Genomic DNA, 16,400 nt, shown 5'->3' with positions numbered 1-16,400 from the left:
ACCTATGTGACTGTTTCTGTATCGGCGACCACCCTAGGATAGATATATAAAAATGGCTGCAAGTGCCCAAAGCAACTTGCAGCCCATCTTGCAGAAAAACCCTTCAGGAGACGTTTTCGCCTATGCGCTGTGGCCCTCTGTCCGTGTCGGCTCGCTCAATGCGCATCGCCCGTAATCGGCATGCCAGCAGCTTTGCGCGCCACCACCAGACGCTTGCGCAGCGAAATCTCCGACATGTCCAGCTCGCTGACCATGGCGCGCAGGGTCTCATCGTTGATCCGATGGGCCTGACGCTCCACGTACAGCGTGTCACGCTCCACCTGAATGCAGTGCAGGCGCAGTTCCATTTCCTTGACGTAACGCTCACGGCGCTCCTGCACCATCTCGGGTGCATCCCGCTGGGCCTCCGTCGACGTCGCAATGCCGCTATCGTCCAGCAAATGGATGCGGTTACGGTACTCCTGCGTGATGCGTCCCACCACCTCCTGGTACTGCGCCACCCATTGTTCGTCGTGCTTTTGCGCATCGCTGTCGGTCATGGTCAGGCTGGCAATCGCTGCCTTGCAAGCCGCTGTGCGGGCTGCACGCTCTTCTTGCTGGGTCTCGGTATCTTCATGCGCAGGCATCCGGCGCAAGATCAAAGGCAGCGCAATAGCGCCCAGCACCAGGGTGAACAAGATCACGCCAGTGGCCAGAAAGATCACCAGGTCACGCTCAGGGAACGGACGGCCATTGTTCAGACTCACGGGAATGGACAGTGCGGCAGCCAGGGTCACCGCACCACGGATACCAGCCATGGTAGTGGCCAGATTCAGCAGGTGCGAGGGTTTTTCTTCCATCTTGCCCTGCTGGTGGGCTGTACGCAGCGCGCGGTGCACGCCCAGCTCAATCCAGACCCAGCGCACAAACAGCAGTCCAAAGGAAATAGCCGCCACATAGCCCAGCAGCTCCCACCAGGCATAGCCCGAGTGCAAGATGGTGGTTCCCATGATGGATGGCAGCTGCAGACCCAGCAGCAAGAAGATGGCGCCGTTGAATGCCGCTTCCACCATGCTCCAGGTACCTTCGGTTTGCAGACGCTCGGAGATGAAGTTGGAGCGATCAAGATCAGCGAAGTTGGTGGCAATACCGGCAGCCACGGCAGCCAAAATACCCGAGACACCAATCTTTTCGCCCACGATGTAAGCGGCAAAAGGCAGCAGCACCAGCAACAGCACCATCTGAGTGGCCGCCACATCGCCCACACGGCGGGTGATCGCATCGCGCGCATAGCTGAAACCCCAACCCAAGGCGGCGCCAACAGCCAGGCCACCCACGGCCATCCAGGTGAAATCTTTGGCGACATTGCTCCAGGAGAACAAACCCGTCAAGGTTGCAGCCACGGCAAACTTCACGGCCACCAGACCCGAGGCATCGTTCAGCAGCGACTCGCCCTCCAGCATATGCATGGTCTTGTGCGGCATGCCCAGATTGCGCGTGATGGCCGAGACAGCCACCGCATCGGTAGGCGAAACCACGGCTGCCAAAGTGAATGCCACCGTCAGCGGCATGCTTGGAATCATCCAATGGATGAGATAACCCAGACCCAACACCGTAATCAATACCAAACCAAAGGCCAGCAGCAAGATGGGACGTGCCAGTGCGAAAAACTCGCGCTTGGGAATGCGCCAGCCGTCCGCAAACAACAGCGGCGGAATGAAGAGCAGCAGAAACAACTCTGGATCGAATGCGATGTGCAGGCCTTTTTGCGGCCATGCGATCAAGGCACCAATGGCGATTTGAATCAGTGGGAGCGGGATGGCTCGGACATAACGTGCGGCAATGCCCGTAAGGGCCCCCAACATCAGCACGAGCAAGACGGTTTCAACGGTATGCATGCGGCATTTTCTTTGCGCGCCAGGGCGCACGGCTGTCAGACAGATTCAAAGCCTCAAGGATATCTAAGTAAAAACCCTAGATTAAGCAAGGAGACACGATGAGCACCCTTTCCAGTCAACTGAATCCGCGATCGGCGGAGTTCCAAGCGAATACGAGTGCCATGCAAGCTTTGGTTGACGATTTGCGCGCACGCTGCGAACAAATCGCCCAAGGCGGTGGCGAAGCCGCCCGAGCCAAACATCTGGCACGTGGCAAATTATTACCTCGGGATCGCGTCCAGCAACTGCTGGACCCTGGCACACCTTTCCTGGAGTTGGCACCGCTGGCCGCGCTCAATATGTACAACAACGATGCCCCGGGCGCAGGCCTGATCGCGGGCATTGGTCGCGTCAGCGGAGTGGACTGCATGGTGGTTTGCAATGATGCCACCGTCAAAGGTGGCACCTACTACCCCTTAACGGTCAAAAAGCATTTGCGTGCACAAGAGATTGCGCAGCAAAACCGCCTGCCCTGTATTTATCTGGTGGACTCAGGGGGAGCCAACCTGCCCAACCAGGACGATGTTTTCCCCGACCGTGAACACTTTGGCCGCATCTTCTACAACCAGGCCAATATGAGCGCGCAAGGGATTGCCCAGATTGCCGTGGTCATGGGCAGTTGCACGGCGGGCGGTGCTTACGTACCGGCCATGAGCGACGAATCCATCATTGTCAAAAACCAGGGCACCATCTTTTTGGGTGGACCGCCCCTGGTCAAGGCTGCGACGGGTGAAGTGGTGAGTGCCGAAGATTTAGGTGGTGGCGATGTGCACACGCGCCTGTCCGGGGTGGCTGACCACCTGGCTGAGAACGACATCCACGCGCTGGCGCTTGCCCGCACAGCCGTAAAAAATCTGAACAAAGCCAAAGCCGCAATCCCTGCAGACACAGCCCCCTTGGCACCGCTGTTCAATGCCCAGGAGCTGTATGGCGTGATTCCCACCGACACCCGCAAGCCCTTCGATGTGCGCGAAATCATTGCCCGCATTGTCGATGGCAGCGTGTTGGATGAATTCAAGGCCCGCTTTGGCAGCACGCTGGTCTGCGGCTTTGCCCGGATTGAAGGCATGCAGGTAGGCATCATTGCCAACAACGGGATTTTGTTCAGCGAGTCAGCCGTCAAAGGCGCACACTTTATTGAATTGTGCTGCCAGCGCAAGATTCCACTGGTGTTCCTGCAGAACATCACCGGCTTCATGGTGGGCCGCAAATACGAAAACGAAGGTATTGCCCGTCACGGAGCCAAGCTGGTCACCGCAGTGGCTACCGCGAGTGTGCCCAAATTCACCATCGTTATTGGCGGCAGTTTTGGCGCAGGCAACTACGGCATGTGTGGCCGAGCCTTCAGCCCCCGTTTTTTGTGGATGTGGCCTAACGCCCGCATCTCGGTCATGGGCGGCGAGCAAGCCGCCAGCGTGCTGGCTACCGTCAAGCGAGATGGCATCGAAGCCAAGGGGGGCTGCTGGAGCACTGAGGACGAAGAAATCTTCAAAGCGCCAATCCGTCAACAATATGAGGAACAGGGCCACCCTTATTACGCCACCGCTCGCTTGTGGGATGACGGCGTGATCGACCCCGCCGATACACGCCGCGTGCTGGCACTGGGCTTGTCAGCCAGCCGCAATGCGCCGATTGAGGACACCCGATTTGGTGTGTTCCGCATGTAAATGATTGCCATGCACGCCGCAGACCACTTTGTCACTCTGGCACGCTACCACTTGTGGGCCACTGGGCGCCTGCTCGATGCAGTACAAATGCTGAGTGATGCAGACTACCGCCGTGATGTGGGCCTGTTCTTTGGCAGCGTCCACGGCACGCTGAACCACCTGCTGGTGGCCGAGCATCAGATATGGTGGCAACGCCTCACCATGGGCCAGTCCCCTCAGGCTCAGCTCAACGCCATCGTGCACGAAGATCGCGGCATGGTGGATGTGCAGCTACGCAGCCTGAGTGCACGCTGGCAAAGCTGGATCCCCACCCTGGATACCGAGCGTTGGGCCGGAGATCTCCACTACACCACCATGCACGGCACTGCAGTGCGCCTACCCCTGGCCGCAACAGTGGCCCATGTGTTCAACCACGCTACACACCACCGAGGCCAGATCACTGCGGCGCTGACGCAACTGGGCGTGGAATCTCCAGCGCTGGATTTGATCTATTACCTGCAACAAGCCTTTGTGCCTGCGGCACAGACCACTGCATAAACAAGGAGCACACATGTCCCGCCCTGTTACTCTCACCATGAATGCTGGCGTTGCCACCGTCGCCCTGACGCAGCCCGAAATCCGCAACGCCTTCAGCGACGAAGTGATTGCCGAAATCACCGCCGCCTTTGAAACCGTGGCCCAGCACAGCAATGTGCGCGCCGTGGTACTGGCTGCTGAAGGCCCTGCTTTTTGTGCTGGCGCCAACCTCAACTGGATGCGCCGCATGGCCGACTACAGCCGCGAAGAAAATGTGGCCGATGCCAGCAAGTTGGCCGCCATGCTGCACACCATCTACACCTGCCCACAGCCCACCATTGCGCGCATTCAGGGCGATGTCTATGCAGGAGGCATGGGACTGGTTGCGGCTTGCGACATGGCGGTGGCCGCAGACAGCGCCAACTTCTGCCTGAGCGAGGTCAAGATCGGTCTGATTCCAGCCACTATTGCCCCCTATGTGCTGCGTGCCATGGGGCCACGTGCCGGGCATCGCTATTTTCTGACAGCGGAGCGCTTTGATGCCGCAGAGGCGCTGCGCATAGGTTTTGTGCACCAGGTGGCTGCGGCGGACGATCTGGATGCTGCCGTGGATGGCCTGCTCAAGCACCTGCTGCAAGCCAGCCCTACGGCCCTCAAAGCCTGCAAGAAGCTGGTACTGGACACGGCAGAGCGGGAAATCAATGCCCAGCTGACCCGCGATACCGTCGAGGCCATTGCCGATATCCGCGCCAGCAATGAAGGCAAAGAGGGTGTGCAAGCCTTTCTCAGCAAGCGCAAGCCAGCCTGGTTATCGTGATGGGGTGTTGATTTCAGCGAAAGCACTCCACCATGACTGAACTTTGGAACACCCTGCTTGAATGGCTGCACAGCGTGGGCCTGCACCCCGACCGCGAGGTGATCGAGCGTGCGGGCACTGCCGTGCTGGACAGCGCCAGCGAAATGGCAAGCACCGTAGGCCAGGCCACCAGCGGCATGGACATGGCCAGTCTGCTGGCGCTGGCTGCTGCGCTGGGGTGGGCCAGCGGCTTTCGCCTGTATATCGTGGTGTTCATTGTCGGTGCCCTGGGCGCGTTCGGCTTGATGGAGCTTCCCGGCGGTCTGCATGTGCTGGAACATCCAGCCATGCTTTTTGCCAGTGGTGGACTGCTGTTTGTGGAGTTCTTCGCAGACAAGATTCCCGGCGTGGATTCGCTGTGGGATCTTCTACAGAGCGTGCTGCGCGTGCCAGCAGGCGCGGCTTTGGCGGCAGGGGTTTTCGGTGCTGACAACGCCACCATGGCCACCGTAGCCGCGCTGATGGGCGGCACGCTGGCTGCCACCAGTCAAGCTGCCAAGACCACCACACGCGCACTCATCAACACCAGCCCCGAGCCCTTCAGCAATGTGGGGGCCAGCCTCGCCGAAGACACCGCTGCCGTAGGCGCTGTCTGGCTGGCGCTGGCCAACCCAGCCGTCTTTGCGGGCGTGCTGGTGGTGGCCGTGATTTTGATGTGGATCGTGACCTGGATGCTGTGGCGCTTTCTCAAGGCGGCTATTCGCAAGCTCAAAAGCTGGTTGGGGACCTCGGAACCAGACCCTTTGCAATTACCCAAAACATAGCTGCTGGCGCTTGCTACGCCAGTGCTCAATGCCATAAAGACTTAAAAATTGGAGACAAGGCATGTTTCAAAAAATATTGATCGCAAATCGAGGTGAAATCGCCTGCCGCGTTGCTGCAACCGCGCAACGTCTCGGTATCCGGACCGTTGCGGTGTATTCGGATGCCGACGCCCAGGCCAAACATGTAGCAGCCTGCGATGAGGCCGTGCACATTGGCGGCAGCGCCCCCAGAGATAGCTATCTGCGCTGGGAGCGCATCCTGGAAGCTGCCAAGCAAACCGGTGCGCAAGCCATTCATCCTGGCTACGGCTTTTTGAGTGAAAACGAAGACTTTGCACAAGCTTGCCAAGCGGCAGGCCTGGTCTTCATTGGCCCACCAGCCAGTGCCATTCGTGCCATGGGTCTGAAGGCCGAATCCAAACAGTTGATGGAAAAAGCGGGCGTGCCTCTGGTGCCCGGCTACCACGGCACCGACCAGAACCCGGAGCTGCTGCAGCGTGAGGCGGACCGGATTGGCTACCCCGTGCTCATCAAAGCCAGTGCCGGTGGCGGGGGCAAAGGCATGCGTTTGGTCGAAAAACACGAAGACTTCGCAGCCGCGCTGGCCAGTTGCCAACGCGAGGCCATCAACAGTTTTGGCAACGATGCTGTACTGATTGAAAAATACGTGCTGCGCCCACGCCATATCGAAATTCAGGTGTTTGGCGACACCCAGGGCAATGTGGTCTATCTGTTTGAACGCGACTGCTCCGTGCAGCGCCGCCACCAGAAAGTGCTCGAAGAAGCGCCTGCCCCGGGCATGACCGAGGCACTGCGCAAGCAAATGGGTGAGGCAGCAGTGGCAGCAGCCAAAGCCGTCGGGTATGTTGGTGCTGGCACGGTGGAATTCATCGTGGAGCAGCCTGGCGGCTACGGGCAGCCTGAGGCCATGCAGTTCTATTTCATGGAAATGAACACCCGCCTGCAGGTAGAGCACCCGGTAACTGAAGCCATCACCGGTGAAGATTTGGTGGAGTGGCAATTGCGTGTGGCTGCCGGCCAGCCGCTGCCCAAACAGCAAAACGAATTGCAGATTCTCGGCCACGCCATTGAGGCGCGCATCTGCGCCGAAAACCCAGACAACGGCTTTTTGCCGGCTACCGGCACGCTCCACATCTACCGCAAACCAGCCTGCAGCAGCTTCACCATCAGCGATGTGCGCGTGGACGATGGCGTGCGCGAGGGCGATGCCATCAGCCCGTTCTATGACAGCATGATCGCCAAGCTCATCGTGCGCGGTGACACACGTGAGCAGGCTCTGGCCCGCCTGGATACAGCCCTGGCACAGACACAGATTGTGGGGTTGTCCACCAATGTGCAATTCCTGCGCCATGTGGTCCACAGTGATGCCTTTGCCTCCGCAAAGCTGGACACCGCCTTGATTGAGCGCGAAAAAGCCGTGCTGTTTGAGCAAACCTCCGTGCCCATACCGCTGGCTGTCGCCATTGCCATCGCCCAGCAACTGCAGGCAGAACAAGCCTTGCAGGGCAATGACCCGTTCAGCCAACGCGATGGCTGGCACAGCCATGGCGTGGTACGCCGTAACTTCACCTTCATGCAAGGCAGCGCCACCGTCAACGCCACACTGAGCTATGGCCGCAGCGGAATGCTGCTGCAAGAGGGTGATACACAAGGCGAACTGCAATGGCGCGTGCAAGGCAATGGCCTGGACGTGGCGTTTGCAGAAAACCGCAGCACTGCGCAAGTTCACACCGTCGGTGATGAGCGCCATATCTTCACCCCACGCGGCGCTGCCGTGCTGGAGTTACAAGACCCGCTGGCTCATGCTGGCGAAGGCCACAGCGAAGGTGGCCGCCTGACCGCCCCCATGCCGGGCAAGGTGGTGTCTTTTGCCGTCAAGGCGGGAGATAGCGTCACCAAGGGCCAACCTCTGGCGGTGATGGAGGCCATGAAGATGGAACACACCATTGCTGCCCCCGCTGATGGCGTGGTGCTTGAGGTGCTGTATGCGCCTGGAGATCAAGTCACAGAAGGTGCAGAGCTGATTCGCATTGAGGCTGCGGTTGCAGCATGATACTGCGCGCTGCCAGCGCACGATGATTGGGTACTTCAGATAGAAAAGCTTTTGAAATACTGACAATATCTGCGTTTGACGCTCATTTTTATGAAGTCTGTACATGCAAGTGACTGACTTCATCCTCTACCCCCTGTAATCTGCGAGTCATGAGAGTCACTTTTTGCTGCACGGGCACCAAGCCCGAACCTTGGTTGGATGGTTTGCGCGCGGCCTTGCCTGACGCAGAGATCAGTGTCTGGGAGCCAGGCGCTCCTCAGGCGGATTACGCTGTGGTCTGGGCCCCCCCTCAACAGTTCATGGATGAGCAACCGGCGCTCAAAGGCCTGTTCAATATTGGCGCTGGTGTCGATGCATTGCTCAAACTGAAGCTCCCCCCTCAAGCACAAGTGGTACGTCTGGATGACGCGGGTATGTCTGTACAGATGGCCGAGTATGTGACGCAGGCCGTGATTCGCCATTTCCGCGAGCTCGATGGCTACGAAGCCGATATGCGCCAAGGTCAGTGGAAGTTCCGAAAACCACAGATGCGCGCCGACTTCCCGGTGGGCGTAATGGGCCTTGGCGTGCTGGGCGAACGCGTGGCCAAGTCACTGACTGTGTTTGAATTTCCCGTGCGCGGCTGGAGCCGCAGTGCCAAGCACGTCGAAGGTGTTCAGACCTTCAGTGGTGCAGAAGGATTGTCCGAGTTCCTGCGTGGCACCCGTATTCTGGTGAACCTGCTCCCGCTGACGCCAGATACCGAGAACCTCATCAACCGCAGCTTGCTGCAGCAGTTGCTCCCCGGCGCCTACGTCATCAATGTGGCACGAGGCGCACACCTGGTGGACGAGGACCTGATTGCCATGATCCAAACTGGGCATGTGGCAGGCGCGATGCTCGACGTCTTCCGTGAAGAGCCACTGCCTGCAGACCATCCGTTCTGGCAGGTGCCACAAATCACCATGACACCGCACACCTCTGCCCGCACCCTGCGTGACGAAAGCATTGCGCAAATTGTGGGCAAAGTGGCTGCCATGAGTCGCGGCGAGGCCGTACAAGGCATGGTGAATCCGCAGCGCGGTTATTGACGCGCAGCATCAACCAAGGTTTACACCTCCTTCAGAATGCGCCTTTTGCCCGCCTCGCCTTGTTTGCAATGAACGCCTCCGCCCCTGCCGCACCCACTCCTGGCCTGTCCTCCAAACTGTTGACCTTGCTGGCTTGGTTGTGGCTGTTCATCCCTTTGGTGTGGATGTGGCCCAACGCACGCAGTGCCACCGAGGTTTTGCTTTCTGCGCTGCTGCTGATGGGCATCTTGCTTTCACAGGTCACCACGCGCATTGCCGTGGTGCTGCTGTGGGTGGTGGGCATGTGTTTTTTGGGCTATTTTTTCGCGGTGCACAGCCTGCCTGACGAGTTCTTCTGGCAATCCATCCTGGGCTCCAATGCGACGGAAGCGCTGGAATACGCCTTGTCCTTTCGACTTGCCGATGCCGCACTGATGCTGGCGTGGGCGCTACCCGCACTGTGGGCCTGCATCCACCTTTGGCGCCTGCCCCAACCACTGCGCAATACCAAGCTGCGCGCCCTAGCGTGGCTGACTTTAGCCATCTGGCTACTCTGGGTCGCAGTCAGTCTGTTCAAAGGCTACGACATCTACCGCATCTTCAGCCGCGTTGACCGTGTCTACCCACTCATGATGGTGAAGTCCTGGGAGCGCTATGAACGCAATGCGCAACTGGCCGCATTGAAAAGCGATGTCATGCCCCCAACCAACGCGCCCATGGTCGACGTGCTGGTGGTCGTTCTGGGAGAAAGCGCCAGCGCCCATCGCTGGTCTTTGCTCGGTTACACCGGCAATGACACCAATGCGGCCTTGGCCCCCTGGAAACAGGGCTTGGTCAGCATGCCTTTGACCACCAACGGCAACAATACGGGCAAAACACTGCCCGTGATCATTGCAGGCAAGTCACTGACACCTCTGCCCACCACCTCGCTGTCTTCCTATCTGGATCAAGGCAAGGCGGCGGGCTTCAAAAATGCGGTGTATGCCAACCAGCAAGCGCCCGGATTCGCCAATGTGGCACTGCGTATGCGCTCTGACAGCTATATGCAGTTGCAAGATGGTCAACTCGATGAGGCATTCACTCCGCATCTGGAAGCCGCGCTGCAAGCCGCACAGAAGACCTCACAGCCCTTGCTTGTCACCTTGCACACCTACGGCAGTCACCCGCGCGTGGAAAAGCGCACGCCTGAAGCCTCGGCCATCTGGGATGACCCATACGACAACAGCATGCACTACACCAGCCAATTGCTGTCACAGTGGATCGCCCAGCTCGATGCACTCCAGGGATTGCGCACTGCCTTGGTCTATGTCTCCGACCATGGCCAAGACTTCCCCGTGTGCGGAGGCAGTTATGTGCATGGTGTGACACGTAGCACCTATGAGGTACCCTTCCTGCTGTGGACCAACGAGGCCGTGCGCCAGCAAGCTGGCAACTGGTGGCAGCAATGGGTGGCACTCGGCCAGCATGCCGTCTCAGAAAATGGCATACCACGCTACAACACACTGATGCCGGCCCAGGCCATCAGTCAGCTGCTGGGCTATGAAGCCGAGCTACCTGCATTCACAACCACTGCGGCAGGCGCTTATCCTCCCCCCGCAGACAACAGCCTGTGTGGAGACTGGTTCCCTCAGGTCAAAAAACTGCACCCTGCGGCCGTTCAATGAAAGCCCACTCGTATTACAAGGAGCCCGCCATGTCTTACCCCACCCGCGTCAAACTGGTTGAAGTTGGTCCGCGCGACGGCCTGCAAAATGAAAAACAGCCCGTACCAGCTGCCACCAAAATCGAACTGATTCACCGCCTGCAAGCCGCAGGCTGCAAAGAAATTGAAGTGACCAGCTTTGTCAGCCCCAAGTGGGTGCCCCAGATGGCAGATAACGCTGAGGTGATGAACGGCATCACGCGCCTGCCCGGAGTGCGTTATTCGGTACTTACGCCCAACATGAAGGGCTACGAAGCCGCAGCCTTGACCAGACCTGATGAAATCGTGGTTTTTGGTGCCGCCAGCGAAGCCTTTAGCCAAAAGAACATCAACTGCTCGATCGCTGAAAGCATCGAGCGCTTTGCCCCGGTGGTGCAAGCGGCTCGCGCTGCTGGCATTTATGTGCGTGGCGCAATGAGCTGCACTGTGGGCTGCCCCTACGAAGGCGATGTTTCCGCACAGCAGGTCGGGTATCTGGCTAAGCTGATGAAAGACATCGGTGTGCAGCACATTGGTGTGGCAGACACGATTGGCGTTGGCACGCCAATCAAGATCCGCAAAGCCATCGAGGCCACACTGCAGCACTTTGACATCAACGACGTTTCCGGGCACTTCCACGACACCTACGGCCAAGCGGTGGCCAATACACTGGCTGCCTTGAGCATGGGTGTGTGGCAGTTTGACACGGCTGTGGCTGGCCTGGGTGGCTGCCCCTATGCCAAGGGTGCCACAGGCAATGTGGCGACCGAAGACGTGGTCTACATGCTCCACGGCATGGGAATTGAAACCGGCCTGGATCTGGATCAGCTGGTAGACACCGGTGCCTTTATCAGCGCAGCGCTGGGCCGCACCACCCAGTCGCGCGTTGCCAAGGCCATTTTGGCCAAACGCGCCAACGACAGCGTGTGTGAGGCTGTGTGAATGTGCGGTGCTGAAGTCTTTCCCTTGCCAGAAGGCGTGCAACGTGTCGCACGCTTTTTGCAGCATGCTGGCCATACCCACGCCCCACAGATGCTGCAGGCTGCAGCGCGCACCTCGCAGGAAGCGGCAGATCAGCTCGGCATTTTGGTTGGGCAGGTCGCCAAAAGTGTGATTTTCAAGCGCAAAGAGGATGGGCGCCACATACTTGTGGTTGCAGCTGGAGATCGGCGTGTCGATGAGAAAAAGGTCGCCGCTCTGGTCGGAAAAATCGGCCGCGCCGATGCGGAATTTGTCAAAGTGCAAACCGGCTTCAGCATTGGTGGCGTCAGCCCTGTTGCGCACCTGCACCCACCCGTCACCTTGATTGATAGCAGCTTGGCACGCTTTGAAGTGCTTTGGGCAGCAGCAGGGCACCCCAATGCGGTCTTTCCCATGACACTGACCGAATTACAAAGTCTGGCCCAGGCTCCCGTAGTTGATGTAGCCCAAGAACACAGCAGCAATGCGATCTAGCACTGTGACAACACCACCTCCAGCGCCAGACGCACTGCTACACAAACTTCGCAGTATTGACCTTTCTGCTCAGCCAGTCGCGCAGCCCCTGCCATCTCCGTGCATATCCGTATGCCGCATGGATGATGCGCGGCAGTACTGCGTCGGATGCTTGCGTACACTGGACGAATTGCGCGCATGGGGCAGCGCAGATGCCTTAACCCAGCGCGAGATCTGGTTGCGCATTCGTGCTCGCTGCACGCCCCCCACATAACACCAAGGAAGCCTCCATGCACCACATCATCATGCATCTGGATTTTGTGTCACCCTACGCATGGTTGGCTTTCCAGCAGTTGCCCCAGACCCTGCAAGGGCTCAGCGTGCATGTGGAATACCGCCCCGTTTTACTTGGTGCGTTGCTGCGCGAGAACAGCAATCCGGGGCCAGCAACCATTCCCAAAAAGCGCATATGGATCTATCACCATGCACTTTGGCTAGCTCAGCACAACGGACTTTCGTTGGAGATGCCCGCTGTACATCCATTCAACCCTGTTGAGTTGTTACGCCTGGCACTGCAAACCAGTACTGACGGCAGCATCAATCGCTATGTCACCGAGACTGTATTTCGGCATGTCTGGGAAGGAGGCCTTGATCCATTGGCCCCCGAGCGACTGCAAGCCTTGCAGAGCACCTTGCAGCCACGCATTCGCACACATGCAGACGTCGCAGAGCAATCCAAGCACATGCTGCGCAACAACAGCGAGCAGGCATCCGCAGCAGGTGTCTTTGGAGTTCCTGCGTTTGAAGTTAGAGGGGAGGTTTTTTGGGGCATGGACAGCCTTCCCATGCTGCGTGATTTTCTGGATGGCAACGCTTGGTTCCAATCCAAGACCTGGGAAAACGCCAGGGGCATTTCCTCGGGTTTAGCCTGATTCCAGATTACTCGGCAGCATTTAGGAAATCGAAGCCTTGTCACAAGGTGAAATCACAAGCGCGGGTTTGACCTGAATTTGTCAGAGATGCGTCAGTTTGACGCAAGTTATAGTTGGATTGACGTCAGAAGCGGGTCAGTACCGACTCCAAAAATGTGATTGCCCGCATCAAGCGGCTCAAAAACATATTCAGGAGACAACACATGGCCATCAACGCTGCAAAAGGCGTAGGAGCGAAAGGCGTAGCTGCCCGCCCCATGACGCCAGAAGAACGCAAAGTCATCTTTGCGTCATCCCTCGGAACCGTGTTCGAGTGGTACGACTTCTATCTGTATGGCTCACTCGCAGCCATTATTGCCAAACAGTTCTTCAGTGGCTTGGATGCAGGCTCTGCCTTCATCTTTGCGTTGCTGGCATTTGCAGCAGGCTTCATCGTGCGCCCATTCGGGGCGCTAGTGTTCGGCCGCTTGGGCGACATGATTGGCCGCAAGTACACCTTCTTGGTCACGATCTTGATCATGGGTATCTCCACGTTCATCGTGGGTATCCTGCCGACCTACGCCAGCATTGGTGTTGCTGCTCCAATCATCTTGATTGCTCTGCGCATGCTGCAAGGCTTGGCTCTCGGTGGCGAGTACGGTGGCGCAGCAACCTACGTGGCTGAGCACGCTCCCCACGGCAAACGCGGTGCGTACACTTCATGGATTCAAACCACAGCCACCTTGGGGCTGTTCCTGTCCCTGCTGGTGATTCTGGGGGTACGTACCACCTTGGGTGAAGAAAAGTTTGTGGACTGGGGCTGGCGCATTCCATTCCTGGTCTCCATCCTGCTGCTGGCAGTTTCTGTATGGATTCGCATGACCCTGCATGAGTCGCCGGCATTCCAGAAAATGAAGGCCGAAGGCAAGACATCCAAGGCACCTTTGACCGAATCCTTCGGCCAATGGAAAAACCTGAAGATTGTGCTGTTGGCCCTTATTGGTCTTACCGCTGGACAAGCCGTGGTTTGGTACACCGGCCAGTTCTATTCGCTGTTCTTCCTCACGCAGCAACTCAAGGTAGACGCGGTCACCGCCAACCTCATGATTGCTGCAGCTTTGCTGCTGGGAACACCCTTCTTTGTAATCTTTGGTTCCCTGTCCGACAAGATCGGTCGCAAGCCCATCATCATGTTGGGCTGCGCACTTGCTGTATTGACCTACTTCCCTGTATTCAAGGCACTGACCAGTGCTGCCAACCCTGACTTGGCAGCTGCACAAGCCAACGCAAAGGTCGTCATCGTTGCTGATCCTGCAGAGTGCTCCTTCCAGTTCAACCCCACCGGTACAGCCAAGTTCACCAGCTCTTGCGACGTTGCCAAGCAAGCACTGGCCAGCCGCTCTGTCAGCTATGACACGGAGAATGCACCTGCAGGCACCCCTGCCGTCATCAAGATTGGTGAACATAGCATTCCAAGCTATTCACAAGTTGGTCTTAGCGCCGAAGAGCTGAAGGCCAAGTCCGCAGAATTCAGCAAAACCTTGTCTGAGACACTGAAAAACGATGGATATCCTGAAAAAGCAGACCCTGCCAAGATGAACAAACCGATGATGATTCTCATCCTGTTCTATCTGGTTCTGCTGGTCACCATGGTCTACGGCCCTATCGCCGCCATGCTGGTCGAGTTGTTCCCCACACGCATCCGCTATACATCGATGAGCATGCCTTATCACATCGGAAATGGCTGGTTCGGAGGCTTGTTACCTACCATGTCTTTTGCCATCGTTGCGCAGACCGGCAATATGTATAACGGTTTGTGGTATCCCATCATCATTGCAGGTGTCACGGCAGTCATTGGCACCCTGTTCTTGCCAGAAACCAAGAATGTCGATATTTACGCAGACGATTAATCGATAGCAAATTACAGCTGCCTCTTTTTGGTGCCCCCGCTTCATGGCGGGGGTTTTTATTGATCGGTGCTGCTCACTATTAGTGCCTATGGCGACTCAATGTTGCTACCACACATCATATGGCACCAAATATTCATAAAAACCGCCTTCTTCCTATTGGGTAAAACTAGAATTGGTCGAGATCTTTAAAGTGTCAAACACCTCTTTAAATGTGTCGAACGCCAAAGTTTCTGGCTACCCTCAAACCCACCTAGGAATAAACATGACAAAGACAACTCGCCTGATGCTGGCTGTTCTGGCTGTTTGCGGTACTTCTGCTGCATTGGCACAAAGCAGCGTGACCCTGTATGGCCGCGTGAACACAACTGTAGAACACCAGAAAATCGGTGGTGATACCCGCGCTGCAATGGAAAGCAACAGCTCCTACCTCGGCTTCCGCGGCGTGGAAGATCTGGGAAATGGTCTGAAGGCGGGCTTCCAACTGGAAGGTAACTTTGGCTCTGACGATGGTTCTGGCTTCGACTTCAAGCGTCACAGCGAAATCAACCTGTCCGGTAGCTTCGGTGCCATCCGCATGGGTAAATTCAACGTGGGTTCTTACCTGGCCACCGCTGACTACATCAGCATGCATAACCATGACACCGGCACTTCTGCTGATGCTCTGTATGCCTACGTGTTCCCTGAAGGCAATCAACTTGCCTACCGTTCGCCTGATTTCGGAGGTTTGACTGCTGAATTCAACTACGGTTTTGGCGAAAAAGCTGATCGCTCTACCAGCATGCCTGGCACAACTGCCTTGAGCGCTACGGGCGAACACAAGGGCGCTTTCGATGCAGCGCTGAACTATAACAATGGTCCCCTGGGTTTGGGTCTGGGCTATACCCAAGCCAAGACCGAGTCTGCTTTGGATGTGAAAGAACAGCAACTGGGCCTGCGCGCCAGCTACGCTATTCAAAACCTGACTTTGGGTGCCTACTACCAGTACTACAAGGTTGATGCCAACTCCTTCGACACCAAGCGTCATGCTTACCGCCTGGCTGCGATGTACACCGTTGGCGCATCCGAGTTCCACGCCAACGTTGGTCGTGCACAAAGCTACAAGGGTGACCTGGACGGCAGCAAAACCTCTGCTACCCAATGGACTCTGGGCTACAACTACAACCTGAGCAAGCGCACCAAGGTGTATGGCTACTTCACCAAGATCAACAATGGCAACGATGCATCTTATGGTGTTAGCAATGCCGGTGATGACTTCCGCTCCGTTGCAGTGGGCGTGCGCCACCTGTTCTAATACTCATAAAACGTAAGTTCTCTGCAATACCTGCTTGGTGTAATCCAAGCAGGGCTTGCTCCAAGGTTTAAGCCTCAACTCGCAAGAGTTGGGGCTTTTTTCTTGCTGCCCACTTTTATCAATACAAAAAGGAGACGTTTTTATGTGGAAGATTGCTGTGGGCTTTGTCATCTTCGCCGTCATTTCGCTTTACATGATTATGCAATTTGGTGATCAAGTCGATTTGGGTGGTGAGAAGCACGGAGCAGATGCCATTCATGCACCAGAGGAAAGCAAATAAGGAGCCTCTTGCCACCAAGTCCACAATCTTGCTTCCAGTCATGGAACTCTC

At 57.2% G+C, this 16,400-nt stretch carries 15 protein-coding genes; 14 read left to right on the top strand and 1 reads right to left on the bottom strand.

Annotated features, from left to right (window positions below; all coding sequences use genetic code 11):
- Nucleotides 1–155: 155 nt before the first annotated feature.
- Nucleotides 156–1,877 carry a Na+/H+ antiporter gene (locus QEP11_RS06850; protein ID WP_284335905.1) on the bottom strand — a complete coding sequence of 574 codons (1,722 nt, stop codon included), beginning with the start codon at nucleotides 1,875–1,877 and terminating at the stop codon, nucleotides 156–158.
- 98 nt (nucleotides 1,878–1,975) lie between these two features.
- Here QEP11_RS06850 and QEP11_RS06845 point away from each other — a divergent pair, with 98 nt between their 5' ends.
- The 14 genes from QEP11_RS06845 to QEP11_RS06780 all read left to right on the top strand — a co-directional run bounded on the left by QEP11_RS06845 (nucleotide 1,976) and on the right by QEP11_RS06780 (nucleotide 16,349).
- Nucleotides 1,976–3,583 (top strand): carboxyl transferase domain-containing protein, encoded by a 1,608-nt coding sequence (locus tag QEP11_RS06845; protein ID WP_284335904.1) that lies wholly within the window; start codon nucleotides 1,976–1,978, stop codon nucleotides 3,581–3,583.
- A 9-nt stretch (nucleotides 3,584–3,592) separates the two neighbouring features.
- Nucleotides 3,593–4,120: a DinB family protein gene (locus QEP11_RS06840; RefSeq protein WP_284335903.1), complete on the top strand. Its 528-nt coding sequence runs from the start codon at nucleotides 3,593–3,595 to the stop codon at nucleotides 4,118–4,120.
- A 13-nt stretch (nucleotides 4,121–4,133) separates the two neighbouring features.
- Nucleotides 4,134–4,916: an enoyl-CoA hydratase/isomerase family protein gene (locus tag QEP11_RS06835; RefSeq protein ID WP_284335902.1), complete on the top strand. Its 783-nt coding sequence runs from the start codon at nucleotides 4,134–4,136 to the stop codon at nucleotides 4,914–4,916.
- 32 nt (nucleotides 4,917–4,948) lie between these two features.
- The gene (locus QEP11_RS06830) at nucleotides 4,949–5,719 is read left to right on the top strand and encodes a DUF4126 domain-containing protein (protein ID WP_284335901.1); all 771 of its coding nucleotides are present in this window, start codon (nucleotides 4,949–4,951) and stop codon (nucleotides 5,717–5,719) included.
- A 61-nt stretch (nucleotides 5,720–5,780) separates the two neighbouring features.
- Nucleotides 5,781–7,793 (top strand): acetyl/propionyl/methylcrotonyl-CoA carboxylase subunit alpha, encoded by a 2,013-nt coding sequence (locus tag QEP11_RS06825; protein WP_284335900.1) that lies wholly within the window; start codon nucleotides 5,781–5,783, stop codon nucleotides 7,791–7,793.
- Nucleotides 7,794–7,942: 149 nt separating this feature from the next.
- On the top strand, nucleotides 7,943–8,863 hold the full coding sequence (locus QEP11_RS06820; protein WP_284335899.1) for a 2-hydroxyacid dehydrogenase: 921 nt from the start codon (nucleotides 7,943–7,945) through the stop codon (nucleotides 8,861–8,863).
- Nucleotides 8,864–8,931: 68 nt separating this feature from the next.
- Nucleotides 8,932–10,506, top strand: coding sequence for a sulfatase-like hydrolase/transferase (locus QEP11_RS06815; RefSeq protein ID WP_284335898.1), 1,575 nt, complete (start codon nucleotides 8,932–8,934; stop codon nucleotides 10,504–10,506).
- A 29-nt stretch (nucleotides 10,507–10,535) separates the two neighbouring features.
- Nucleotides 10,536–11,465: a hydroxymethylglutaryl-CoA lyase gene (locus QEP11_RS06810; RefSeq protein WP_284335897.1), complete on the top strand. Its 930-nt coding sequence runs from the start codon at nucleotides 10,536–10,538 to the stop codon at nucleotides 11,463–11,465.
- Complete coding sequence (locus tag QEP11_RS06805; protein WP_284335896.1) at nucleotides 11,466–11,978, top strand: YbaK/EbsC family protein; 513 nt, start codon at nucleotides 11,466–11,468, stop codon at nucleotides 11,976–11,978.
- A complete protein-coding gene (locus tag QEP11_RS06800; RefSeq protein WP_284335895.1) occupies nucleotides 11,968–12,231 on the top strand; it encodes a DUF1289 domain-containing protein in 264 nt (87 codons plus the stop codon). Before QEP11_RS06805 ends, QEP11_RS06800 begins: the two co-directional genes overlap by 11 nt.
- 16 nt (nucleotides 12,232–12,247) lie before the next feature.
- Nucleotides 12,248–12,889, top strand: a complete 642-nt coding sequence (locus QEP11_RS06795; RefSeq protein ID WP_284335894.1) for a 2-hydroxychromene-2-carboxylate isomerase — start codon at nucleotides 12,248–12,250, stop codon at nucleotides 12,887–12,889.
- 203 nt (nucleotides 12,890–13,092) lie between these two features.
- A complete protein-coding gene (locus tag QEP11_RS06790) occupies nucleotides 13,093–14,778 on the top strand; it encodes an MFS transporter (RefSeq protein WP_284335893.1) in 1,686 nt (561 codons plus the stop codon).
- Between the two features lie 262 nt (nucleotides 14,779–15,040).
- Entirely contained in the window at nucleotides 15,041–16,069 is a 1,029-nt protein-coding gene (locus tag QEP11_RS06785) for a porin (protein ID WP_284335892.1), read from the top strand.
- A 142-nt stretch (nucleotides 16,070–16,211) separates the two neighbouring features.
- The gene (locus tag QEP11_RS06780; protein ID WP_284335891.1) at nucleotides 16,212–16,349 is read left to right on the top strand and encodes a hypothetical protein; all 138 of its coding nucleotides are present in this window, start codon (nucleotides 16,212–16,214) and stop codon (nucleotides 16,347–16,349) included.
- Nucleotides 16,350–16,400 lie beyond the last annotated feature (51 nt).

This window comes from Comamonas halotolerans, from assembly GCF_030162935.1.
Taxonomy (GTDB): Bacteria; Pseudomonadota; Gammaproteobacteria; order Burkholderiales; family Burkholderiaceae_C; genus Comamonas; species Comamonas halotolerans.
This window is presented reverse-complemented; position numbering and strand designations above follow the sequence as displayed.